The sequence below is a fragment of the Actinophytocola glycyrrhizae genome, from assembly GCF_042653545.1.
Classification (GTDB): domain Bacteria; phylum Actinomycetota; class Actinomycetes; order Mycobacteriales; family Pseudonocardiaceae; genus Actinophytocola; species Actinophytocola glycyrrhizae.
This window is the reverse complement of record NZ_JBHSIS010000007.1, coordinates 201216-224717: the sequence shown is the minus strand read 5'-3', so window position 1 is coordinate 224717 and position 23502 is coordinate 201216. Positions and strand designations below refer to the sequence as shown.

At 71.0% G+C, this 23502-nt stretch carries 19 protein-coding genes; 10 read left to right on the top strand and 9 right to left on the bottom strand.

Annotation, left to right across the window (positions count from 1 at the left end; translation table 11 throughout):
• Positions 1–69: 69 nt before the first annotated feature.
• Complete coding sequence (locus ACFPCV_RS16960; RefSeq protein WP_378057148.1) at positions 70–882, top strand: hypothetical protein; 813 nt, start codon at positions 70–72, stop codon at positions 880–882.
• Here the strand turns inward: ACFPCV_RS16960 and ACFPCV_RS16955 are convergent, their stop codons facing one another.
• Entirely contained in the window at positions 883–2616 is a 1734-nt protein-coding gene (locus ACFPCV_RS16955; protein ID WP_378057147.1) for a pyruvate dehydrogenase, read from the bottom strand.
• A 99-nt stretch (positions 2617–2715) separates the two neighbouring features.
• On the opposite strand from ACFPCV_RS16955, the gene ACFPCV_RS16950 reads away from it, so the two are divergent.
• Positions 2716–3585 carry a LysR substrate-binding domain-containing protein gene (locus ACFPCV_RS16950; protein ID WP_378057146.1) on the top strand — a complete coding sequence of 290 codons (870 nt, stop codon included), beginning with the start codon at positions 2716–2718 and terminating at the stop codon, positions 3583–3585.
• On the opposite strand, the gene ACFPCV_RS16945 is transcribed toward ACFPCV_RS16950, so the two are convergent.
• Together ACFPCV_RS16945 and ACFPCV_RS16940 are read right to left on the bottom strand one after the other, a co-directional pair.
• On the bottom strand, positions 3586–4929 hold the full coding sequence (locus ACFPCV_RS16945) for an NAD(P)/FAD-dependent oxidoreductase (protein ID WP_378057145.1): 1344 nt from the start codon (positions 4927–4929) through the stop codon (positions 3586–3588).
• Positions 4930–5016: 87 nt separating this feature from the next.
• Positions 5017–7092, bottom strand: coding sequence for a DUF6351 family protein (locus tag ACFPCV_RS16940; protein ID WP_378057144.1), 2076 nt, complete (start codon positions 7090–7092; stop codon positions 5017–5019).
• A 433-nt stretch (positions 7093–7525) separates the two neighbouring features.
• On the opposite strand from ACFPCV_RS16940, the gene ACFPCV_RS16935 reads away from it, so the two are divergent.
• Complete coding sequence (locus tag ACFPCV_RS16935; protein WP_378057143.1) at positions 7526–7867, top strand: hypothetical protein; 342 nt, start codon at positions 7526–7528, stop codon at positions 7865–7867.
• A 146-nt stretch (positions 7868–8013) separates the two neighbouring features.
• On the opposite strand, the gene ACFPCV_RS16930 is transcribed toward ACFPCV_RS16935, so the two are convergent.
• Complete coding sequence (locus ACFPCV_RS16930) at positions 8014–10224, bottom strand: FtsX-like permease family protein (protein ID WP_378057141.1); 2211 nt, start codon at positions 10222–10224, stop codon at positions 8014–8016.
• Complete coding sequence (locus ACFPCV_RS16925) at positions 10221–10898, bottom strand: ABC transporter ATP-binding protein (protein ID WP_378057140.1); 678 nt, start codon at positions 10896–10898, stop codon at positions 10221–10223. The genes ACFPCV_RS16930 and ACFPCV_RS16925 overlap by 4 nt, the downstream gene beginning before the upstream one ends.
• 171 nt (positions 10899–11069) lie before the next feature.
• Between ACFPCV_RS16925 and ACFPCV_RS16920 the strand changes: the two genes are divergently transcribed.
• From ACFPCV_RS16920 to ACFPCV_RS16910, 3 genes are read left to right on the top strand one after another with little or no spacing between them, the layout of a single operon-like run.
• The gene (locus ACFPCV_RS16920) at positions 11070–11738 is read left to right on the top strand and encodes a phosphatase PAP2 family protein (RefSeq protein ID WP_378057139.1); all 669 of its coding nucleotides are present in this window, start codon (positions 11070–11072) and stop codon (positions 11736–11738) included.
• Positions 11739–11768: 30 nt separating this feature from the next.
• Positions 11769–12854 carry an LLM class flavin-dependent oxidoreductase gene (locus ACFPCV_RS16915; RefSeq protein WP_378057458.1) on the top strand — a complete coding sequence of 362 codons (1086 nt, stop codon included), beginning with the start codon at positions 11769–11771 and terminating at the stop codon, positions 12852–12854.
• Entirely contained in the window at positions 12851–13429 is a 579-nt protein-coding gene (locus ACFPCV_RS16910; RefSeq protein ID WP_378057138.1) for an FMN reductase, read from the top strand. Before ACFPCV_RS16915 ends, ACFPCV_RS16910 begins: the two co-directional genes overlap by 4 nt.
• 53 nt (positions 13430–13482) lie before the next feature.
• Here the strand turns inward: ACFPCV_RS16910 and ACFPCV_RS16905 are convergent, their stop codons facing one another.
• Positions 13483–13659 (bottom strand): hypothetical protein, encoded by a 177-nt coding sequence (locus tag ACFPCV_RS16905; protein ID WP_378057137.1) that lies wholly within the window; start codon positions 13657–13659, stop codon positions 13483–13485.
• Positions 13660–13688: 29 nt separating this feature from the next.
• Positions 13689–14669 (bottom strand): DNA polymerase domain-containing protein, encoded by a 981-nt coding sequence (locus tag ACFPCV_RS16900; protein ID WP_378057136.1) that lies wholly within the window; start codon positions 14667–14669, stop codon positions 13689–13691.
• Positions 14670–14782: 113 nt separating this feature from the next.
• Between ACFPCV_RS16900 and ACFPCV_RS16895 the strand changes: the two genes are divergently transcribed.
• Genes ACFPCV_RS16895 through ACFPCV_RS16885 form a run of 3 tightly spaced genes read left to right on the top strand, consistent with a single transcriptional unit; the run spans position 14783 to position 16771 of the window.
• The gene (locus ACFPCV_RS16895; protein ID WP_378057135.1) at positions 14783–15133 is read left to right on the top strand and encodes a hypothetical protein; all 351 of its coding nucleotides are present in this window, start codon (positions 14783–14785) and stop codon (positions 15131–15133) included.
• Positions 15134–15158: 25 nt separating this feature from the next.
• Complete coding sequence (locus tag ACFPCV_RS16890; protein WP_378057134.1) at positions 15159–16043, top strand: hypothetical protein; 885 nt, start codon at positions 15159–15161, stop codon at positions 16041–16043.
• On the top strand, positions 16040–16771 hold the full coding sequence (locus ACFPCV_RS16885; RefSeq protein WP_378057133.1) for an SDR family oxidoreductase: 732 nt from the start codon (positions 16040–16042) through the stop codon (positions 16769–16771). Before ACFPCV_RS16890 ends, ACFPCV_RS16885 begins: the two co-directional genes overlap by 4 nt.
• Before the next feature lie 157 nt (positions 16772–16928).
• On the opposite strand, the gene ACFPCV_RS16880 is transcribed toward ACFPCV_RS16885, so the two are convergent.
• Complete coding sequence (locus ACFPCV_RS16880; protein ID WP_378057132.1) at positions 16929–19502, bottom strand: glycoside hydrolase family 95 protein; 2574 nt, start codon at positions 19500–19502, stop codon at positions 16929–16931.
• 206 nt (positions 19503–19708) lie between these two features.
• Here ACFPCV_RS16880 and ACFPCV_RS16875 point away from each other — a divergent pair, with 206 nt between their 5' ends.
• Positions 19709–21025 carry a hypothetical protein gene (locus tag ACFPCV_RS16875; protein ID WP_378057131.1) on the top strand — a complete coding sequence of 439 codons (1317 nt, stop codon included), beginning with the start codon at positions 19709–19711 and terminating at the stop codon, positions 21023–21025.
• Here the strand turns inward: ACFPCV_RS16875 and ACFPCV_RS16870 are convergent.
• Complete coding sequence (locus ACFPCV_RS16870; protein ID WP_378057130.1) at positions 21009–23498, bottom strand: DNA gyrase/topoisomerase IV subunit A; 2490 nt, start codon at positions 23496–23498, stop codon at positions 21009–21011. The genes ACFPCV_RS16875 and ACFPCV_RS16870 overlap by 17 nt on opposite strands.
• Positions 23499–23502: the final 4 nt, after the last annotated feature.

Here is a 23502-nt window from a genome sequence, read left to right as displayed (position 1 = left end):
TCGGTCTGTTCCGGTCCGGTCCGGCCCTGCGGGTCCGGCCTGCTCCGCCAGGCCGCATACGCTGTGCGGGTGGCACAGAGCATCTGGGACGAGCCGACCGCCGGACAGTCGCTGCTGTTGTGCGGAGTCCTCACCACCCGGGGCGAGGACGGCTCCTGGCCCACCACGCGCGTGCTCACCGAATGGCTGCGCGAGGAGGACCCCGCCGCGGACGTCCAGGTGATCGTCGACTCGTTTCCCACCACGGGAACCAACGCCGGGACGCGGTACCGGGCGATCTGGCTCGGCGAGGACGGCGAGATCGGCCTGACCCTGGCGGCGGGCCTGCTGACGATCGACCACGAGATCGCGCCCTACCTGGCGATGATCCGGCTGTGCGCGAACCGGGTCAGGAGCACGGGACCGGTCACGATGTCGAGCACCCGTTTCCACCGTCAGTTCGGGGCCGACCACGCCCACCACGTCCGCACGTTCCCCGCTGTCCTGCGCCGTGAACCGCTCGGCGCGGCCGTCGACATCACCGCCGACGGCGACGGCTGGACGATCACCGCCGGGGACGGGTTCGCCGCGTACGCGGGCGTGCGCAACCTCAGGGACTACGTCCACAGGGCGGTCGACGCGCCAGAGGAACCCGCGCCACGCAAGGAGTACGTCGATCCCGCGCTGCTGCGGGAGCTGGCCGCGACACGACATCCCGCCAGCGACCGGCTCCTCACCCTGCTGACCGAGCTGAACAGCAACTACGAGGCCGGCAACCCGTACGCGACGCTGCTGCTCCACCGCGCCGTGACCACCGGCAACACCGAGGTCGCCGACATGGGCAACCTGCCGCCGCCCGGGTCGCTCGACGCACTCGTCCGCGCCCTCATCGACCGGGGCTGATCACGGCCGCGGGGCGTTGCGCAGGTTGCTGCGGGCCATCTCGACCATCTTGCCCACACCGCCGTTCAGCACCGTCTTGCTCGCCGCCAGAGCGAAACCGCGGACCATCCCGCCCGTGATCTTCGGCGGGATGGACAGCGCGTTCGGGTCGGTCACCAGTTCCACCACCGCGGGACCGGGGTGCGCGAACGCCTTCTCCAACGCCGCCCGCACGTCACCCGGGTCGGTCACCTGCTCCGCGTACAGCCCGCACGCTCGCGCGATCGCGGCGAAGTCGACCTTGGGGTGGTCGGTTCCGTAGTCCGGCAGCCCGTCGACCAGCATCTCCAGCTTCACCATGCCGAGCGAGGCGTTGTTGAACACCACGACCTTCACCGGCACGTCGTAGGCGGACAGCGTCAGCAGCTCACCCATCAGCATCGACAGCCCGCCGTCGCCGGACAGCGACACCACCTGCCTGCCGGGCTGTGCGAGCGCGGCGCCGATGGCCTGCGGCAGCGCATTCGCCATGCTGCCGTGCCGGAACGAGCCGATCACGCGCCGCTCGCCGTTGGGAGTCAGGTAGCGCGACGCCCACACGTTGCCCATGCCGGTGTCCACGGTGAACACCGCGTCGTCCTCGGCGACCTCGTCGACCAGCGACGCCGCGTACTCCGGGTGGATCGGTGTCCGCTGCGCCACCCCGGACGTGTACGCCTCGACGACCTTCTCCAGCTTGCGTGCGTGCCGCAGCAGCATCCGGTCCAGGAACGACCGGTCCGCGCGGGTCCGCAGCAGCGGCAGCAGTGCCTCGACCGTCTCACGGACAGACCCGTGCACCCCCAGCTCGAGCGGTGTCCGCCGCCCGAGGTGCGCGGGCTCGACGTCGACCTGCACCGTCCTGGCCTGCGGCAGGAAGTTGTCGTACGGGAAGTCGGTGCCCAGCAACACGACCAGGTCCGCCTCGTGCATCGCCTCGTAGCACGCGCCGTACCCGAGCAGCCCGTTCATCCCCACGTCGTAGGCGTTGTCGTACTGGATGACCTCCTTGCCGCCGAGCGAGTGCCCGACCGGCGCGGCCAGCGCTTCCGCCAGCGCCATCACCTCGTCGTGTGCACCGGCCGCACCCGCGCCGACGAACAGCATCACCTTCTCGGCCGCGTTCAACCGTGCGGCCAGGTCGGTGACGTCCTCGGCGGACGGCGCCACCGGCGAGGGCGGCACCAGCGTCACCGGCACCGACACCGGCCCGGCCGCGCGCCGGTCGGCCACGTCGCCGGGGATCGACAGCACCGAAACGCCCCGCTTGCCGACGGCGGCCTGCATCGCGATCCGCAGCAGGCGCGGCAGTTGCTCGGCCTCGGACACCAGTTCGCTGTAGTGACTGCACTCGCGGAACAGCTCGGCCGGGTGCGTCTCCTGGAAGAAGCCCGTCCCGATCTGCGTCGATGGGATGTGCGAGGCGATCGCCAGCACGGGCGCACCGCTGCGGTGCGCGTCGTACAGCCCGTTGATCAGGTGCAGGTTGCCCGGCCCGCAGCTGCCCGCGCACACCGTCAGCTTTCCGGTGACCTGCGCTTCCGCCGCCGCGGCGAACGCCGCCGCCTCCTCGTGCCGGACGTGCACCCACTCGATCCCGTCGGTGCGGCGCACCGCGTCGACGACCGGGTTCAGGCTGTCGCCGACGATCCCGTAGATCCGCTCCACACCGGCGTCCCGCAGCGTCCGCACCAGCTGCTCCGCGACCGTCGCCATCCCAGCTTCCCTTCACCGTCCGAAGTCCTACCGTCAGCATCCGCCCCGGCAAACCATGCGTCCAATGCCGCTTCTTCCTACGACCCATAAGCTGAGTGCATGGATCTGGCGGTGCTGCGTCTCTTCCAGCAGGTCGCGAACGGCGCGACGGTCACCGACACCGCCGCCCGCGCCCGGCTCACCCAGCCTGCGCTGTCCAGGGCGCTGCGGCGAGTCGAGCACGAGGTCGGCACCGAGCTGTTCCGGCGAGCGGGCCGCACGCTGGCGCTCACCCCGGCGGGCCACGCGTTCAAGGCACACGCCGAGGCCGTGCTCGACCGCTACGACCAGGGTGTGCGCACGGTCCGCGAGCTGGTCGACCCGGACGCGGGCACGGTCCCGCTCGCGTTCCTGCACACCCTCGGCACGTGGCTCGTCCCGAGGGTGATCCGCGGCTTCCGCGAACGACACCCCCGGGCCCGGTTCGTGTTGCGCCAGCACGGTGAGAAGGGCCTGACCGCCGAACTGCTCGACGGCACCGCCGACCTCGTGCTGACCAGCGACGACCCGGGACTGCCCGCGATCGAGTGGCGGCGGCTGCTCGTCGAGCCGCTGCGCCTGGCCGTGCCGCCGGACCACCGCCTCGCCACCCACGAACGGGTGCGGCTGGCCGACGCGGCCGAGGAGACGTTCATCCTGCTGCGCCCCGGCTACGGCCTGCGTGCCACGGCCGAGGCACTGTGCGCCGCCGCCGGGTTCGCACCCCGGGTCGGGTTCGAGGGCGAGGAGGTCGAGACACTGCGCGGCCTGGTCACCGCGGGCCTTGGCGTCGCGCTGGTGCCACCGCCCCAGAGCTCCTCCCCGGCACCACACCTTCGGGTGACCGATGTCCCGTCCGAACGCGACATTGGTGTCGCGTGGCTCGCGGGTCGGGAGCTGCCGCCGCTGTCGGCCGCGTTCCGCGCCCACGTCCTCGCGGCGGGCGGTTGATCAGGACCCTTCCCCTGCCCGGCTACCGGCGGCGAGAGCCGGGAAATACGGCACCTCCGGGTTGTCGGTGTCCAATGGCACATGTGGTGCGCGGACCAGGCCCAGCTGTACGGACTGCCGCCCGATCAGCGCGTCCATGAGCCAGTCGACGGCCGTGCGGACGCGGTTGCCCGGCATGGCGGCGAGGTGGTAGCCGCGGGTGACGACCTTCGCGGGAAAGCCGCCGAGCGGGATCTTCAGCGGGTTGGCCGCGGCCTGCTTGCCGCCGAGGTCGACGACGAAGCCCAGGTCGTGGTGCTTGTACCGGTTCAGCTTGCCGCCGGTGAGGGACGCGACGACGTTGCGGCCCGCGAGCTTGCCCTGCCGGGACGCGTGCTGAGCGGTCATGGCGGTGATCTCGCCGGGACGGGTCAGGTCGGGGACCGCGGCGGCGTCGCCGCACGCGAAGATCTCCGGGTGCCCCGGCACGGCCAGGGTCGGTTCGACGACGAGGCGGCCCTTCTGCGTGGTCAGGCCGGTCTGCTCGACCACGGGGTCCGGCCGCACACCGACACACCACACCAGCGAGCGGGTCGGCACGACGTCACCGCTCTTCAGCTTCACGCCGTCCGCGGTGGCCTCCTCGACCGTGTCGCCCATGCGGACCTCGACGCCTCGGGAGCGCAGCACCTTGTCGGCGGTCCGCGACAGGCGCGGGTTCAGCTCGGGCAGCACCTTCGGCGCGATGTCGAGCAGCAGCCAGCGGATCTTCTGGTCGCGCAGCTCGGGGTGCCGGTCGGCGATGGCCCTGGTGAACAGCGGTCCCTGCGCGGCGATCTCGGTCCCGGTGTAGCCGGCGCCGACGACGACGAACGTGCAGCGGGCCTCACGTTCGGCCTGGTCGTCGGTCGCGGCGGCCAGTTCGATCTGGCGGATGACGTGGTCGCGCAGGTAGAGCGCCTCCGGAACGCCGCGGAACCCGTGCGCGTGCTCGGCGACACCGGGGATGGGCAGGAGCTTGTTGACGCTGCCCGCCGCGAGGACGAGCCGGTCGTAGCCGAGCTCGTGGTCGCGGCCCTCCGGGTCGGTGTAGGTGACGGCACGGCCGTCCAGGTCGATCTTGCACACGGTGCCGAGGGCCAGCCGCACACCGGGCAGCGCGGCCGGGAGCGACACGGTCACCCGCCTCGGGTCGATGACCGCCGCGGCGACCTCGGGCAGCAGCGGCAGGTAGAGGAAGTAGTCGGTCGGGTTGACCAGGACGATCTCGGTGTCTGCGTCCTCCGGGAGGGACTTGAGCAGCGAGCGGGCCGTTTCGAACCCGGCGAACCCGCCTCCGACGATCACGACGCGCTTGGATGCCATGACAACGAGGTTCCCCGGATGTCCTGGCACCGAAACTCGTCAACCGGCCACGATCACCCGATGCGCCCGTGCCGGCGCCCCGTCCCGCTAATAGGTCCGCCAGACGCCGCGCGGGTCGCGTTCGCCCACGCCCTTGCGGGACCAGTCGCACACGCCGGTCGGGAATGCCTTGCGCAGCAGGGCCTTCTCGCCGTCGGTGAAGGTGACCGGGTAGTCGTCGAAGTCCAGCGGGGTCAGGCGGCACTTGGCCGTCGTCATCGAGAGGTCCGCGCCCGCCACCAGGCGCGGGTTCGCGCCGATCGGGTACAGCCGCCCGCACCGGCCGGCCGGCGGGTAGGCCAGGGGCTCGCTGACGCGTTCCGTCGCGGACACGTAGCAGCCGTCGGTCAGGTCGGCCGGCTTGTTCGCGATCACCTTCGCGGCCTTGTCGCGGCGGGAGCCGTCGTCGCCGATGGCGGTCAGCCAGCGGTCCATGGCGTCGAGCTGGTACCTGGCCGCGGCGGCGGTCTGCGCCGGGTCCGGAGCGGTCTCGATGATCACCTGGTTCGCGTGCGTGCCGTTGGCCGTGCGCAGCCGGTCGCGCATGACGAACGACATCTCGGCCGTGTGGATGTCCGCCAGCGGCGTGAGCCGGTCCATGTAGGTGCGCTGGTCGATGATCGGCGTGTACCGCAGGCCGAGGCCCGCGCTGTTGACCAGGTCCGCCGCGTACGCGGCGGACAGGCCGCGCGGGTCGGCCGACGTGCGGGTCGCGATCGGGCGGCCCGCGTGGTCGTAGCCGCCGACGCCCGCGTTCAGCGCCGCGAACTGCGCCGGGGTGATGGTGCCGTCCGCAAGCGCGGCGAGGCCGTACTGCACGCCGACGTTGTCCAGCACCGCGCGGACGAAGCCGTTGCGCGGGTCGCGGCCCAGCTGGTTGACCCACTGCTCCGCGGCGCCGCACCGCAGCCCGTCGGGGTTGGTCTCCTCGTGCCACCGCGTCTCGACGGGGATGATCGGGTCGCAGCTGCCGGTGGCGGTGGCGCGGCTGAGGAACGTGGCCTGCCACGACAGGCACGTGTTGTAGGAGATGTAGCCGGACACCGCGCGCTGCTGCTCCGGCGTGAAGCCACCCTTCGCGAAGTACGCGTTGAGCACCCCGCAGTCGCTGACCGGGCCCATCGTGGTCAGCGGGTCCGGGTAGGAGATGCCGGGGACGATGCCGTCGAGGATGCCGGGGTAGGCGTCGGCGATGTCGTACTGCTGGATGGCGCCGCCGGAGCCGCCCCAGCCGATGGTGTGCCGCGCCGGGCCGTAGGTCTCCTGGAAGTGCTCCTTGACCATCATCGCGGCCTCGGCCGAGATGATCGGGCTGCAGTTGTTGTCCAGCACGTTCAGCGACGACGACGCGACCGCGTAGCCCTGCGACAGGAACAGGTCGTCGAGCACGCCCGCGGTGCCGCCGCCCTGCCGGTAGCCGCCGTTGCAGCCGCCGCCGAAGTGGTACACCAGCCTGCCGTTCCAACCGGTCTCGGGCGCGACCGGCGACGGGGCCGTGCCGTCGTACAGGGCCGCGAGCTGGTACACCGCGCGGTCGATGACGCCGGTCTCGACCCGCACGACGTAGGGCACCGCGACGCCGTCCACGGACGCGGACGCGAGGTCGGCCGGCCGGTCCCCGGGGTTGGCCAGCGGTGTGAACCGGCCGCCGGTCGTCCGGTAGACGTAGGTGACCACGGTCGGGGCCGCACACAGCGGTTGCCGCGCCGGTGCAAGGCCGAACGCCTCGGTCTGGCAGTAGAACGGCGTCTGCTGCTGGCCGGAGAACACCGGGCCGGATCGAGGGTGGTTCACCACGCGCAGGACGGCGTGCCTGCCGCGGCTCGCGGTGGCGGTGATCGTGTTGCGGCCCTCGCGGAGGCCGCGGACCACGCCGAGCAGTGCGCCGTCCGGCTGTGTGGTGAACGCGCCGGTGACGTCGCGGCCGTTGCTGCGCACGCGGACCCGGTCACCGTGCTCGACGCGGACCAGCACGTCACCGCCGCTGACGAACTCCGGTTTGGTGTTGGACTCGACGGTGAGCGTCAGGTCCGGCCGCCTTTCCGCTGTGGCGGAGGTCAGTCCCGTCATGGCCAGCGCGGCGGTGAGCGCGACGGTGGCGACGCGAGCAGGGATCCGGGTCACAGGCGGATCCTATTCGGCGGTCAACGGGCCCGGGTAGTCGCGAACGGGCAACTCGCCGGTCCTGAACGGGGAACTCGCGGGTTCCGAACAGGGGACTCGCGGGTTCTGGACGGGGGACTCGCGGGTTCTGGACGGGGGGCGCACCCGGTTGCCGGCGCTCCGGCGGCCAGTAGCAAGATCCCCGACAGCGCCCTCATGCGCACGTCTTTCCCCGCGTGTCACCCCCCGACCGGAGCAACTGTGTGCATCGTGCCCACCAGCCGACCACCGTGTCGGTGGACCGGGACGCTGACCACGGAGTACTCCACCGAACCGGTCGCGGTCCGGACGCGGAGAGTGCCGCCGAGGGCGTTCACCCGTTGGAATGTCTTCAGGTTTTGCCCGATCCTGCCGAGGGAAACGATGGGCAGACCTCAACGACGAGGAGGACCGCATGGCCATCGAGGCCGCACAGATGACCGCCACCCGACCGATTCCGGGACCGCGGACGGTGATGACCGCCCCGGACATCCGGCCACGCGCTGGGCACGACCTGCTCATGGGGGTGGACAAGGTGCTTGCCCGGCTCGCGGAGCCGGACGACACCCTCGGCCTCGCCGACGACCTTCGCACCGCACTGGCCCGCACCGCCGCGCTGGGCGACAGCTGCCGGATCCGGCAGCAGTGCGACGGGGTCCGGCTGGCCGCCGACCTGCTGCTCGCCGGTGAGGTGGTCGACGCGCACGCCATCCTGGTGCGCACGCAGACCGAACTGACCGACCAGCAGCAGGCCTGAAGGTCCGCCACCGCAACGAGAAACGGGCGCCCGGCCCGCCGCCACAGCGGTCCGGGCACACCATCGAACCCTTCCCCCGGCCCCCACCGCCCCGCCAGGCCGGGGAGCGCCCCACCCGAGGGGGTGGCGGGACGCTCCCCAGGTCCTCACTCGTCGGCCAGCGGCTCCGCACGCACCCGTTTCAGCGCGGGCGAGCACACCGACGCCGCCAGCAACGCGACCAGCGCACCGAGCACGATCGGCGCGGCCAGCCACGGGCTGAACACCGGGATGCTCTCCGACACCAGCCCGAACAGCCCGACCCCGACGACGGTCCCCAGCGCCCCCGCCCCGACGGTCGCGACCAGCGCGGGCAGTGCCGCCTCCGCACGCAGCGCCCGCGCGAGCGTGTGCACCGGCGTACCCGCCGCCATCAGCGCACCGAACGTGCGCCGCCGGTCCATCACCGAACCCGCCGTCGCGATCGCCGCCGACAGCCCGCCGAGCACCGAGGCCGTCACCAGCCCGATCACCGTCACCCTGCGCAAGTCCGCGAGCTCGGCGTTCTGCTCGCCGAGCTTCATCTCCTTGCTGATCACCTGCGCACCGCCCGCCGCGGCGAGCAGCGCGGTCCGCGCCGACTCCCGCGCGTGGCCGTTCCCGGGCACCGCGACGTCCACATTCGACAGTTCGATGTCCGCGGGCATCAGCGCCGGGTCGATCAGCACGATGCCCGTCGCCGCCGCGACCGGCGTGACCTCGAACGGCTTCAGCTCCTCGGCCGGGCCCTGCGGCGTGGACTCCGTCGACCACGACACGAACTCGAGCGCGGCGCCCGACGGCGCGTACACGGCGGGCTCGGACCGGCAGTCGACCGACACCGGCAGCAGCACCCTGGCGTCCGCACAGGACACGACATACCCCTGCGGGTAGTTCTCGCCCTGCTTGAGCTGGACCTGCCCCACCTGCGCGGCCCGCACCGCGAGCCCGTACCGCTCGAGCCCCTCGTCGGCCTTCTCGACGACGGCGGGCGCGTGTTCGGCGTCCGTGCCGACGTACAGGACGGAGTCGCGGTAGGGGCTGTAGTACCCGGCCTCCGATTCGAGGCTGGGCATCAGCGTCAGCGCCATCGATCCGGCGAACACGGCCAGCACCACACCGGCCGACGCCCGGTATGCCGCCTTCGGGTCGTCCCGCAGCCGCCGCCCCGCCAGCAGTGCCGACGGCTTGCGCCACACCTTCGTGAACACCCCGCCGAGTGCCGAGGTCACCCACGGTCCCACCACGGTTGGCGACCACATGAGGAACCCGAGCGAGGCCAGCAGTGGCAGCAGCGCGCTGGAGGACTCCTTCGCCATCGACAGCGACGCGAAGAACAGCAGCACCGCGACGGGCACGATCAGCAGCCGTCCCTTGCTGAGCGGCTTGCTGGTGTGGCCGCCCGTCGCCATCAGCGGCGTGTTCACCACCCGCCGCAGGCCCGCGACCGCGGCACCCACCACGAGCACCGGCACGGCGACCGCCACCAGCACGATGATCGGCCACGGCAGGATGAAGTCCTGCGCGAACCAGGTGCCACCGCCCCATGGCACCCATGTCGCCAGCGAGTGCAGCACCGGGCTCATCGCGACCCCCAGCACGGCGCCCACCACCGCCGCGAGCCCGGTCTCGGCCCCGACCATGGCGGTGACCTGCGCGGGTGTCGCACCGGCGAGCCGAAGGGCCGCCAGACGACGTTCCCGCCGCGCGGCCGTGAGCCGGGACGCGGACGCCACCAGCACCAGGCTCGGCACCAGCAGCACGACGACCCCGACGCCTGCCAGCAGCGTCAGCAGCCCGTCCGGCCGCGCCTCCCCCGACGCGAGCGCGGTCAGCTCGACCGCACTGGTGGGCATGGTCTCCTGCGTGTGACCGACGAGCAACACCAGCTGCTCGGGGTACATCAGCGCGTCCTCGCCGAGCAGCCCGGCCGGCCGCGCACCGAACCGGTCCGCCAGCTCCGCCGCGGGTTTGACCGACGCGAGGTGCGCCAGCTCCGGCGACTGCAGCATCTCGCCCGGCGCGGGCAGCCGGTCGATGCCAGCCGGCAGCTCGATCCCGGCCGGGTCCACGAGCGGCGCGACGTCCACCCGCGTGATCACCTGCCCGTCGACCTGGTCCTCGCTGGAGGCGAAGCTGACCTGGCCGCCGGACTCGGTGTAGCCGGTGGCCTCCTGCCACAGCGTCCGCTCCGCGCGTGCCTGCGTCGCGTACGGGAGGCTCGTCAACAGGAGCACCAGCCCGGTGGCCACCGCGACCCCCAGTGCGGTCAGCACGGTGGACACCTGGGTGCGCCGGTCGACGCGCAGCACGCGCCAGGCCAGCTGAACGGGGTTCACTGGACCGCCACCGGCTGCTCGATCCGGCCGTCGCGGATGGCGACCGTGCGGGGCATCATCGCGGCGATCTCCCGGTCGTGGGTCACGACGATCACCGCGGCTCCGGTCTCGCGGGCGGCGTCGACCAGCGCACCGATCGTCGCGTGGCCGGTCTTGGTGTCCAGCGCACCGGTCGGCTCGTCGGCGAAGATCACCTTCGGCCGGTGCGCGATGGCCCGCGCGATCGCGACACGCTGCGCCTCGCCACCGGACAGCTCGCCGGGACGGCGGGTCTCCTTGCCCGCCAGCCCGAGCCTGCCGAGCCAGGTGCGCGCGGTGGCGATCGCCATGCCGCGGTCCCGGCCGCCGAGCAGCAGCGGCAACGCCACGTTCTCCTCCGCGGTCAGCTCGGCGACCAGCATCCCGGACTGGAAGACGAACCCGAACTCGGTGCGCCGCAGTTCGCTGCGCTTGGTCTCCGACAGCTGGTCGACGCGTTGCCCGCCAAGGGTGATCGTGCCCTCGTCCGACTTGAGGATGCCCGCCAGCACGTGCAGCAGCGAGGTCTTGCCCGACCCCGACGGGCCCACGATCGCGATGACCTCCCCAGCCGCGATGTCGATGTCCACCCCGGCCAGCGCGTAGGCGTCGCCGTACCGCTTCACCAGCCCCCGACCGGACAACAGCGATGTCATGTCTGTCCCTTCTCTGCCTGCGGCTCTGTGTGTGCCGGGGGAAACCTTCGCGGAGAAGGCAGCTCCGGCACTTCGGGCAGATGGCCATGGCCCCGAGGAACGCCCCGGCCGATCGGCCGACCCACCGGTGGCCGATCGGCCAGCCTGCCGGTCTCCGCCTACTTTGGTGACGTGACGCGATCAAGGCAGACCACCGTCGCGGCGCTGGCCGTGGTCGTGCTCGGGCTGGCCGCGATCGTGCTGACCGAGGCGGTGATCCACCACAGGGCACTCGCCGGCCTGGACGGCCCGTTCCGGGACCAGGTGATCGACCACCGGAACGGGTTCCTGACCGAGGTCATGGTCAACGCGAGCCGCTTCGGGAGCACGCCGTCGCTGATCGTCATCGCGCTGGCGGCGGGCGCGTGGCTGGTGTGGCGGGGCAGGAAGGGCGACTCGCTGCTGGTCGTCGGCGGTTCGGCGGGCGCGCTCGCGCTCGGCCCGGTGCTCAAGGCGATCGTCGAACGGCCGCGGCCCGCGCTGTCGGACCACGTGGTGTTCGTGCACAGCTGGTCCTACCCGTCCGGGCACAGCCTCAACTCGATGGCCGTCCTCGGGCTGCTCACCGTGCTGGCGGTGCGCGAACGCCCCGGTGCCGTGCGGCGTACGGCGCTGGCCGCGCTCGGTGTGTTCCTCGTGGTCGTGGTCGGGTTCAGCCGCGTCTACCTCGGCGTGCACTGGCCCTCGGACGTGCTCGCGGGTTGGCTGATCGGGCTCCTGTGGCTCACGACGTGCTTTGCGATCGCGCACCTGACAGGCGGGAATACCCGGGCATCGGGTACGGTTCCAGGCAGTAGTTGAGTTTGCAACTACTTCGGGAGGATGAGCGTGATGCAGTTCGGGATCTTCTCCGTCGGGGACGTCACCACGGACCCGACCACCGGCGTGACGCCGAGTGAGCACGAGCGGATCAAGGCCATGGTCACGATCGCGCTCAAGGCCGAAGAGGTCGGGCTCGACGTGTTCGCGACCGGCGAGCACCACAACCCGCCGTTCGTGCCGTCCTCGCCGACCACCATGCTCGGCTACATCGCGGCCAGGACCGAGAAGCTGATCCTGTCCACCGCGACGACGCTGATCACCACGAACGACCCGGTGAAGATCGCCGAGGACTTCGCGATGCTCCAGCACCTGGCGGGCGGGCGCGTCGACGTCATGATGGGCCGTGGCAACACCGGCCCCGTGTACCCGTGGTTCGGGCAGGACATCCGCCAGGGCATCCCGCTCGCCATCGAGAACTACGCGCTGCTGCACGAGCTGTGGCGCAAGGACGTCGTCGACTGGGAAGGCCGGTTCCGCACGCCGCTGCAGGGCTTCACGGCCACGCCGCGGCCGCTCGACGGGGTGCCCCCGTTCGTGTGGCACGGCTCCATCCGCAGCCCCGAGATCGCGGAACAGGCCGCCTACTACGGCGACGGGTTCTTCGCCAACCACATCTTCTGGCCGACCTACCACTTCCAGCGGCTGATCGGCCTGTACCGGGAGCGGTTCGCGCACTACGGGCACGGCACGCCGGAGCAGGCGGTCGTCGGCCTCGGCGGGCAGGTGTTCATCAGGAAGAACTCCCAGGACGCGGTGAACGAGTTCCGGCCCTACTTCGACAACGCGCCGGTGTACGGGCACGGCCCGTCGCTGGAGGACTTCATGGCGCAGACGCCGCTGACCGTCGGGTCGCCGCAGCAGGTGATCGACCGGACGCTGACGTTCCGCGAGCACTTCGGCGACTACCAGCGCCAGTTGTTCCTGACCGACCACGCGGGGCTGCCGCTGAAGACCGTGCTCGAGCAGCTCGACCAGATCGGTGAGATCGTTCCCGTGCTGCGCAAGGAGTTCGCGGCCCGGCGCGCCCCCGGTGTCGCGGCGGCGCCGACGCACGAGTCGCTGGTCGCGGCGGCCCGGGAGAAGGTGGAGGCATGAAACTCGTCGTCGTGTCGGCGGGCCTGACCCAGCCGTCGTCGACGAGGCTGCTCGCCGACCGGCTGGCGACGGCCGTCGCCGCCAACGCGGACGTCACCACGCGGGTGATCGAGCTGCGGGACCTGGCGGTCGACATCGCCAACAACCTGGTCACCGGGTTCCCCGCGCCGAAGCTGGGGGACGCGCTGACCGCCGTGGCCGAGGCGGACGGCCTCGTCGTCGCCACGCCGATCTTCACCGCCTCCTACAGCGGGCTGTTCAAGTCGTTCTTCGACCTGGTCGACAACGAGGCACTGACCGGCAAGCCGGTGCTGATCGCGGCGACCGGCGGCACGGCGCGGCACTCGCTCGCACTGGAGCACGCGATGCGCCCGATGTTCGCCTACCTGCACGCGGTGGTCGTCCCCACGGCCGTGTACGCGGCGTCGGAGGACTGGGCGGGCACCGACCTGGCGCAACGCGTCGACCGCGCGGCGGGTGAGCTGGCGGACCTGATGGTGCGCAGCCCGGCGCCGGTGAAGGAGGAGTTCGTCCCGTTCTCGGAGCAGCTGGCCAAGCTCAGGAGCAAGGACTAGAGCTTGTCGTCAGGTGACGGGGTGGGGGCCTGCCGCTCGTAGGCCTGCTGGATCTAGATCTGGGGTTCGTGGGCCGCCGGGTGCCAGATCTCGTCGATGACGCTCATCGCACCACTCATCGCGGCGCTGCCCACCCGGCGGCGCCGCATGCGGGCAGCGCCACGCACCAGACCCCAGCACATCGCCACGCATACCCCCGCGACGAGCAGGAACGGCAGCAGAACCTCCACGATCCCAGGCTACCCGCCATGCGGGCCCGTCAGGACTTCTCCTTGGCGGCCTGTTCCGCCGCACGCTTGCGGCGTTTGCCCTCGTGCATCGCGACGACGCGGGCGACCGGGATCTCGTGTCCCTCGTCGAGCAGCACCTGGGGCACGGTCTGCGGCGCAGGCAGGGCGTCGGCCCACGGGTTGTTCTCGCCGAGCAGCGCGGCCGCGTTGCGGATGGTGAAGTCACGCGGTGCCACGTTCTCGATCTCGTCCCACGGCACCGGGAACGACACCGTCGCACCGGGCCGCACGCGCGGGCTGAACGCGGCCACGACCGTCGCGCCGCCCGCGCGGGTCGAGTCGACGAACACCCGCCCGCCGCGGTCGGCCTTGATGTACGCGGTCGTCGCCAGGTCCGGGTCGATGCGCTCGGCACGCGCCGCGATGGCGCGGGTCGCGGCCGCCGCGTCGGCCATCTCGACGTCGGCGGTGATCGGCACGAACACGTGCACACCCTTGGCGCCGCTCGTCTTCACCGCGCCGTCGAGCCCGAGCTCGTTCAGCGCCTGCCGAACCAGCAGTGCCGCCTGCACCGCGACACCGAACGTGTCGTCACCCTCCGGCGGGTCGAGGTCCAGCACCAGGTGCGTGGCCCTGCTGAGATCCGGCACCTTCCCGAGCGTCGGGTGGTACTCGACCGCCCGCTGGTTCGCGAACCACACCAGCGACCTTCGATCGTCGCACAAGGCGTACCGCACCTCCCGCCGCGACGACTCCGCCCACTGCGCCGTGGTCGCCAGCCACTCCGGCGCGTACTTCGGGACGTTCTTCTGCATGAACGGGTCCTGCCCGAGCCGCACCCGCAGCACCGAGAGCGGGCGCCGCGCCAGCTCCGGCAGCAGTCGCGTGTGGACGGCGTCGAGGTAGTCGACGAGGTCGCGTTTCGTGGCGTCCGCGTCTTCGAACAGCGGCTGGTCGAGGTTGGTGAGCGGGACGTCGGCCAGCGACTCCGTGCTCTTCGCGGCTCCCATGCGGCTCCTCACCTACGCCGTGCGGCGTATCCGAAGACGGTTCGAGAGTGGGACGACCCCACGCCCCGGCCCTGCGACTGTAGACGACATCGGTCGAGTGAAGGGGGAACCCGATGTCCGCACGAACGTGGACGGTGGCCGGTCTGGTCGTCGGGGCGGCGGGGCTCGTCGCGCAGAAAGTCGCGGGAGTCGCGATGCCGGCGGTGCCGCCGGGACTGGTGCTCATGGTGGGGTCGGCGATCCTGATCGTGGCCACGCGCAGGCGGTGGCCGGTGGTCGTCGGCGCGCTCGCCGCCGTCGCGGAGGTGGCCGCGGTCCTCAGCGGGTTCGGCAAGCTCACCGACTTCGCCGAGGCCGGGGTGGCCGCGGCGTCGTGGGTGCGTCTCGTCGGGGTGCTGCTCGCCGTCGGGGCCGGTGCGGTCGCCACGATCGCCGCCTACCGGAGAGAACCGGTCACCACATGAGGTGAACTGCGGGTACCGTGCCCGCATGTCCCGACCAGGAGGACCGTACCGAGACGAGCAGTACCCGCCGAGGCACCCGCAGGAGCCGCAGGGCGGCCACCAGCGTGGGTACCCACCGCAGCCCGCGTACGACCAGGGTTACGACCGTGGCTACGCGGGTGGCGGGTATCCCGGGCCCGGCTACCCGCCCGGCCACGCGGAACCGCGGCGCGGCGGGTACGCCGAGCCGCTACCCGCCCGGCCCGCACCGCGGCGTCCGGAGCGTCCCGCGCCGCCGCCGGAGCCCGGTGGCGGTGGCTTCCGGCTGCCAGGGCTCGGGCTGCTGCTGAGCCTGCTCGGGCTGGTCGTGCAGGTCGTCAGCTTCACCGTGCTGCCGTGGGTGTACTCGTCGGCGAGCGAGGACGCACAGGCGCTGCCCGCGATCTGGGACCTGGCGACGAACTTCGAGGCCCACGGCTTCTCCGGCGCGTACGTCGTGCTGTTCAGCTACCCGCTCGCGGTGCTCGGCATCCTGCTGTCGCTGGTGGCGGTGCTCGAGTCGGTGGCGATGAAGGTGATCTGGGCGGCGCTCACGATCATCGGCATCGGGGTGCTCGCGCTGCGGTTCGGGCCGTTCGGCGACCTGTTCACCGGCGGGTCGGTCGAGTTCTCCCGCAAGGAGATCACGTTCGCGGTCATCGCACTCGCCGCGCTCGTCGTGGTGATCTTCATGCTGAAGATGGCGATGTCCACGTTCCGCCGCCTCGCCGGGCTGGTGCTGCTGGTGATCGCGGGCGTGCACGTGTCGGCGGTGTCGGACCTGACCGACGGGTTCGGGTTCGCCGACGTGCGGTTCGGCGCGTACGGCCCGGCACTGGGCTACGTGCTCGCGGCGGCCGCGGCGTTCGTCGGGCCCCGGCGGCTCGCATGAGGATCGCGGTCGTCACGGGCGGCGGTTCCGGCCTCGGCCGGGCGATCGCGCTGCGGCTCGCGGCAGCGGGCCACCACGTCGTGGTCGCGGGCCGCACCGAGGAGCCGCTGCTGGCGACCGCGGCCGACACCGGCGGCACCGCGATCGTCACCGACGTGTCCTCGCACGACTCGGTGACCGCGTTGTTCGCCGCCGTCGAGGACCGCTGGGGCAGGCTGGACCTGCTGGTCAACAACGCGGGCACGTTCGGTGCGGGCGGTCCGGTCGCGGACGTGGCCCCGGCCGACTGGTGCGCGGTCGTCGACACCAACCTGACCGGCTCGTTCTACTGCGCGCAGGCCGCGTTCCGCCTGATGTCCACACAGGATCCACGCGGCGGCCGCATCATCAACAACGGCTCCATCTCCGCACACAGCCCCCGCCCGCACGCGGTGGCCTACACGGCGACGAAGCACGCGATCACGGGCCTGACCAAGCAGCTGTCGCTGGAGGGCCGCGAGTTCGACATCGCGTGCGGCCAGATCGACATCGGCAACGCGGCGTCGGCGATGACGTCGTCGATCAGCACGGGCACCCTTCAGGCAGACGGCACCACCCGGCCCGAGCCGACGATGGACCCGTCGCACGTGGCCGACATGGTGCTGCACATGGCAGAACTCCCCCTGACGGCCAACGTCCAGTTCCTGACCGTAATGGCCACCAAAATGCCCCACATAGGCCGAGGCTGACCCACCCACCCCACACACATCCCCACCCAAACCCGCGAGTCCCGCGTTCGGAACCCGCGAGTCCCCCATTCAGAACCCGCGAGTCCCCGTTTCAGGACCCGCGAGTCCCCGGTTCAGGACCCGCGAGTCCCCGGTTCAGGACCCGCGAGTTCCCCATTCAGGATTCCGAGTGGGCGTTTCGCGATATGCCGCCGCGGGAGCGAACCGTCAACTCATCGGTTCCGAAACGGGGACTCGCGGGTTCCGAAACGGGGACTCGCGGGTTCTGGGTTTGCTCCGGTGCGGCGACGGTGGCCGGCAGCGCTGAGGTCGCGACGTAGGTCCGTCCGGGGGCCGCCTTGAACGTGATCTCGGTGCCCGTCCGCTGGTGGCGTACCGGTTTGCGGGTCCGCTGGTCGACGAGCTGGTACCGGCCGTCGAACAACGCGCTCGACACCCGCAGCGTGCCGCTCTTCCCGGCACGCAACGCGATCCGCGTCGGTACCCCGCCGGTCCAGTCGGTGTCGACGGTGAGGTCACCACGCGCCTTCAGCCCCGTCACCGAACCATCCGCCCAGAAGTCGGGCAGCGCGGGCAGGACGTCCACGACACCGCGGTGGCTCTGCAGCAACATCTCCGCGACCCCGGCGGTGGCGCCGAAGTTGCCGTCGATCTGGAACGGCGGGTGGGTGTCCCACAGGTTGTCGAGCGTGCTGGTCCTGAGCAGCTCCGACAGCATCGTGTGCGAGTGGTCGCCGTCCAGCAGCCGCGCCCAGAAACTGATCTTCCATGCCTTGCTCCAGCCGGTCCCGCCGTCACCGCGCGCGGTCAGCGACGTCCGCGCGGCCTCGACCAGCGCCGGGTCGTCCTGCGGCGTGATCTGACGGCCGGGGTGCAGCGCGAACAGGTGCGACACGTGCCGGTGGTCGTTGCCGGGGTCGTCCCAGTCGGACTTCCACTCCTGCAGCTGACCCCAGCTCCCGACCCGCAGCCCGGGGTCGAGCCTGCCGAGGTACCCGCGCACCTCGTTCGCGAAACCGTTGTCCCCCAGCGTGGTCGCCGCTTCGGCCGTGTTGGTGAACAGGTCCCACACGATCTGCTGGGACATCGACGCACCGGCCGAGAACGGCCCGTGCTCAGGCGAGAAGCTCGGGCTCACGACCAGCTTGCCGTCGCGCGGGTCGGCCACCAGCTCGTCGAACCAGAACCGCGACAGCGACTTCAGCATCGGGTAGGCCCGCTCCCGCAGGAAGGTCAGGTCGCGGGTGAACAGGTAGTGCTCGTAGTAGTGCTGCGCCAGCCACGCACCGGACTCGGGGAACCAGAACGCCGTCGGCCAGTCGTGGACGCCGGTGAACCCGAACGGGTTGGTCTCGTTGTGCACCACCCACCCCCGGTTGCCGAACATCTCCCCCGCGGTCCGCTCCCCCGCGGGCACCATCGAGTCCACGTAGTCGAAGAACGGCCCGGTGGTCTCGGACAGGTTCGTCGTCTCGGCGGGCCAGTAGTTCATCTGCAGGTTGATGTTCACGTGGTAGTCCGCGCTCCACGGCGGTGACGTGGAGTTGTTCCACACCCCCTGCAGGTTCGCGGGCAGCGACCCGGCGCGCGACGAGGAGATCAGCAGGTACCGGCCGTACTGGAAGTACAGCACCTCCAGCGCTTTCCTGGTCGCGGCGGGCGTGTTCGGGTCGCGGTAGGCACGCAGCAACTCGTCGGTCGGGAGGTCCGGCATCCGCTGGCCGACGTCGAGCGTGACCCGGTCGAACAGGCGCCGGTAGTCGGCGACGTGCGCGGAACGCAAGGCACCGAACGGCTTGGCCGCCGCGGCGTCGACCCGGCCCGTCACCGCGTCGTGCGGGTCGGACGTGCGGTAGGTGGGATGGCTCATCGAGTAGTCCGTGCCCGCGGCGAGGACCAGTGTGACCGCGTCGGCACCCGTCACGGTGACCGAGCCGTCGCTGTCGTCGGTGCGGGAGCCGCCCTCGTTGAGCACCCGCACCTGCGACTCGAACCGCATGCCGTTGTCGTCGAGGTTGCCGGCGAACGTGATCCGGCCGTCCCGGGCGGTGAGCTGCCGGGACCGGTTGTCCGGCGCGGTGATCGACGCGGTGAAGCCGATCCGGCCCGGCCTGCTCGCGGTCAGCCGGGCGACGATCACGTCGTCGGCCGCGGACGCGAAGTACTCGCGGGTGTACGTGACCCCCTCGGACGTGTACGTGACGCCGGCGACCGCCGCCGCGATGTCCAGGCCGCGCCGGTAGCCCGTGACCGACGGTGGGTTGGCCGGCTGCGCGAGGTGCAGGTCGCCGAAGGTCTGGTAGGCGCCGAATCCGGTCTTGCCCTGACCGAGCACGCCCGCGACGTACGCCGGGTCGGCCTGCCCTTCCGCGTCGATCCGGTTCCGCACGTCGGCGATCGCGGTCGGCCGCTGCTCGCGCCAGTTGCCGAAGTCGTAGCCGGGTGAGCCGGGACCGCCGGTCCACAGCGACTTCTCGTTGAACTGCAGTTGTTCGTTCCGCACGCCACCGAACACGCTCATGCCGAGCGCGCCGTTGCCGATGGGCAGCGACTTCGACTCCCAGTCGGTCGCCGGCTCGTCGTACCACAGGGTCATGGCCGGGTCGCGGGGTTCTGGCTTCGGGGTGGGAGCAGGAGCGGCGCCCTGGGCCGCGCTCGTCGCCATGGAAAGCACGGTCGCGGCGGCCACCGCGACCGCAAGGAACCGGGACGCTCTTCGTTGAACGCGCATCTTCGCTCATCCCTCGCTGTCACCGATCGACCCTCGAAGGTTAGAGATCGGATGTATTCCGCGTCAAGAACGCAAAACTACGCAAGCCCTTGCAAACTCTTACGTGATAGGTCATATCTCTGCTGGTGACCCATGTTCAGCGTCCTGTCACGACCGTGGTACTCATCGCGATAACCGGTCGAAGAAGAAAGAAAGTTGGGGGACGGATGGCGATCGACGTTTCGATGATCTCGAAGCTGACCGACGCGGTGGAGGCGCTGAAGAGCTTCGTGTCGAAGGTTGCCGGCGCGGACGAGAAAGAGCAAGCGGCACCACGTGGCGCCGTCCCCGAGAACTCCGCCGCCGTGCGGATGGCCCGCAACGCACGCCAGAGCTACCAGAAGACCGCCCGCTGGATGCTCGCCGCGTTCGCCGCCGTCGGTGCGCTGATCTTCGGCTCGCTCCCGTTCGCCGCCGTCGCCGACGTCGAAGTGCGCTGGCCGTCGAGCCTGTGGCTGATCGGCGGGCTCGTGCTGGCGGTGGCCGGCATCGTCAGCGCGGTGGTCGCCGTGTCGATGGTGAGCGAACCGGAGGACGCGAGCCTCGGCGAACTGGACTCGGACCTGCGCTCGATACAGAAGACCGACGACAAGGGCTTCGTGTTCGTCAAGGGCAAGCCCGTCATCACCGTCAGCAAGCTGCGTGCCTGGTGGAACCCGAGGATCGCCTGCCGCATCGAGCTGGCGCACATCCTGCACGGCCCCGAGTCGTCCGCCCACCTCGGCCCGAACCTGCACAGCGAGGACCGGCAGGCGTCGATCGCGAACCTCATCCAACGCCTCGGCCAGCTGGAGTCGGAGCACGCGAAGCTGGCCCCCGTGGTCGCGAACCTGACCGTGTCGGTGTCCTCGTACGAGAAGCGGATCGAGGACCTCGGCAAGCTCCTCGTGGAGCTGCGTGCCCGCCGAGGCGAGGACTCCTCTGTGGACAAGGAGATCGGCACGACCTCCGCCATGTACACGGCCGCCGCGACCAAGCTGGACTCGGAACGCGCGGCACTCACCACCAGGCAGAAGGAACTGGCGGAGATCGACGACCAGCTCACCATGTACCAGGACCACCGCTCACTGGTACTCGCGGAGTCGGGCGTGATGCAGCTGCGGGGCCGGTTCCGCCTCGCCCGCCGGGTACTCGCGATCGCCGCGGTGCTGACGCTGTTCGGCGGCACCGGCTACGCGCTGGCACTGCCGAGCGCGACGGCGGCCGGGAACGAGAAGCCCGCGGCACCCGCGCCGTCGCCCGCACCCGAACGCGACCCGGCGTACACCGCCGGACTGCCCGCGAACGTGACCATCCACGCGGGCACCAGCGCGGCGGCAGAACTCCCGCGCGAGTGCGTCGGCCGTGAACTGACCGCGGTGTGGGTCGGCGACACCCGCGTGCCGCCGACCGTCGGCCCGTTCACCGCGCTGATCACCGACGCCGCGTGCGTCGGCGCCGTCCGCGTCGGCCGCGGTGAGGGGACGTTCAGCCTCGTTCGATGAGGTGACCGACCACGTCCGGCCCCGGATGTGCGGTGCCGGACCCGTCGCGGCGCTGGTCCGGCTCCGGCAGCTCCACCGACGACCCGTTGTTCGACGCCCCGGCCGGCCGCGGCCCGACCCACGCCAGGACCAGCCGGGTCTCGCCCTTCAGGAACCGGTGGGTGCGGACCCCGCCGGTGGCGCGGCCCTTCGCCGGGTACAGCTCGAACGGCGTCACCTTCACGCTCTGCCCGGTACAGGTTACGACCATCGGCTCACCGTGCTCGTCGTCGTCGGTGCGGACCGCCGCGAAGAACACCGCCTCGGCGTTCTTCGCCAGGTTGATGCCCGCCATGCCGCCGCCCTTCACACCCTGCGGCCGCACAAGGGAAGCGTCGTAGCGCAGCAGTGACGCCTCGGACGACACGAACACCAGGGTCTCCGCGCCGTCGGTCAGCCAGGTCGCGCCGACGACCTCGTCACCGTCCTTCAACGAGATCACGTCGAACTCGTCGGAACGGACCGGCCACTCCGGCGAGCACACCTTGACCACACCGTGTTTCGTGCCGAGCGCCAGCCCCGGCGACCCCTCCGCCCGTTCGCCGAGCGGGGCGATGCCGACGACCTTCTCCCCCTTCACCAAGGGAACCAGCTCGCTCGCCGCCATGCCGCCACGCAAGGACACCGTGCCCGCGGCCTCCGGCAACACCGGCAACGGCAACACGTCCGTCTTGAACGCCCGACCGCGGCTCGTCACCAGCAGCACCTGACCACGCGCGGTCGTGTGCACCACCGCCGACACCGTGTCGTGTTTCGCACGACCACTGCGTCTGCGTGCCTCGGTCGCCTCCTCCGACTCGGCCGCGGTCCGCGCGACCAACCCGGTGGCGGACAGGATCACCTGGCACGGGTCGTCGGCGACCTCCAGCGGGCCCGCGGGCTTGGACGCCGCCAGCACCTCCTTGAGGTCACCGTCGATCAACGCGGTGCGCCGCTCCTGCCCGAGGTCCTTCGCGACCTTCGCCAGCTCGGACGACACGAGCTTCTTCAGCACCGGCTCGTTCTCGAGGATGTTGGTCAGCTCGGCGATCTCGTTGCGCAGACGCTCCTGCTCCTGCTCGAGCTCCAGCTTGTCGTACCTGGTGAGGCGGCGCAGCGGCGTGTCCAGGATGTAGGTCGCCTGGATCTCGGAGAGCTTGAAGCGCTTCATCAGGCCCTCCTTCGCCGCGGCCGCGTCGTCACTCCCACGGATCAGCCGGATCACCTTGTCGATGTCCAGCAACGCGATGAGCAGCCCCTCGACGAGGTGCAGCCGCTCCTCCCGCTTCCGGCGGCGGAACCTCGTACGCCGGGTGACGACGTCGTAGCGGTGCTTCAGGAACACGTCCAGCAGCGCCTTCAGCCCCAGCGTCCTCGGCTGCCCGTCGACGAGCACCAGGTTGTTGATGCCGAACGACTGCTCCATCGGCGTCAACCGGTACAGGTCGGCCAGCAACGCCTGCGGGTTCACCCCGACCTTGCACTCGATCACCACCCGGGTGCCGTTCTCCCGGTCGGTGAGGTCCTTGACGTCCGCGATCCCGGTGAGCCGCTTGGACTTCGTCACCTCGTCGGTGATCTTCTCGATGATCTTCTCCGGCCCCACCGCGTAGGGCAGCTCCACGATCGTGATCGCCTGCCGCCCCCGGCTCCCCTCCAGCGGCCCGATCTCGACCTTCGCACGCATGCGCACCACACCGCGACCGGTCTCGTACGCGCGCCGCACCTCGTCGAGACCCAACAGCATGCCGCCGGTCGGCAGGTCCGGCCCCGGCACGAACTCCATGAGCTTGTCGAGCGAGGCGTCCGGATGGTGGATCAACCACCGCGCCGCCCCGATCACCTCGGTCAGGTTGTGCGGAATCATGTTGGTCGCCATCCCGACCGCGATGCCCGACGTGCCGTTCACCAGCAGGTTCGGGAACGCGGCGGGCAACACCGACGGCTCGTCGAGCGACCCGTCGTAGTTGGGCCGGAAGTCGACGGTGTCCTCACCCAGCTCCCCCACCAGGAGCATCGACTCATGGGACAATCGTGACTCGGTGTAGCGGCTCGCGGCCGGTCCATCGTCTGGGCTGCCGAAGTTTCCGTGCCCGTCGACCAGTGGCGCGTTCATGGAGAAGTCCTGCGCCAGCCGCACCATCGCGTCGTAGATGGCGCCGTCGCCGTGCGGGTGGTACTTGCCCATCACGTCGCCGACCACACGGGACGACTTCACGTAGGCGTGCGTCGGCCGGTAGCCGTTCTCGTTCATCGAGTACAGGATCCGCCGGTGCACCGGCTTCAACCCGTCCCGCGCGTCGGGCAGCGCGCGCGAGTGGATGACCGAGTACGCGTACTCCAGATAGGAGTCCTCGATCTCGGTCTTCAGGGAGTTGTCGAAGACCTGCGCGCCCGCCTGGTCGAACGCGTTCGGGTCGACCTTCGTGGTCGAGGGGCCCTTGCGGCGTGCCATTTAC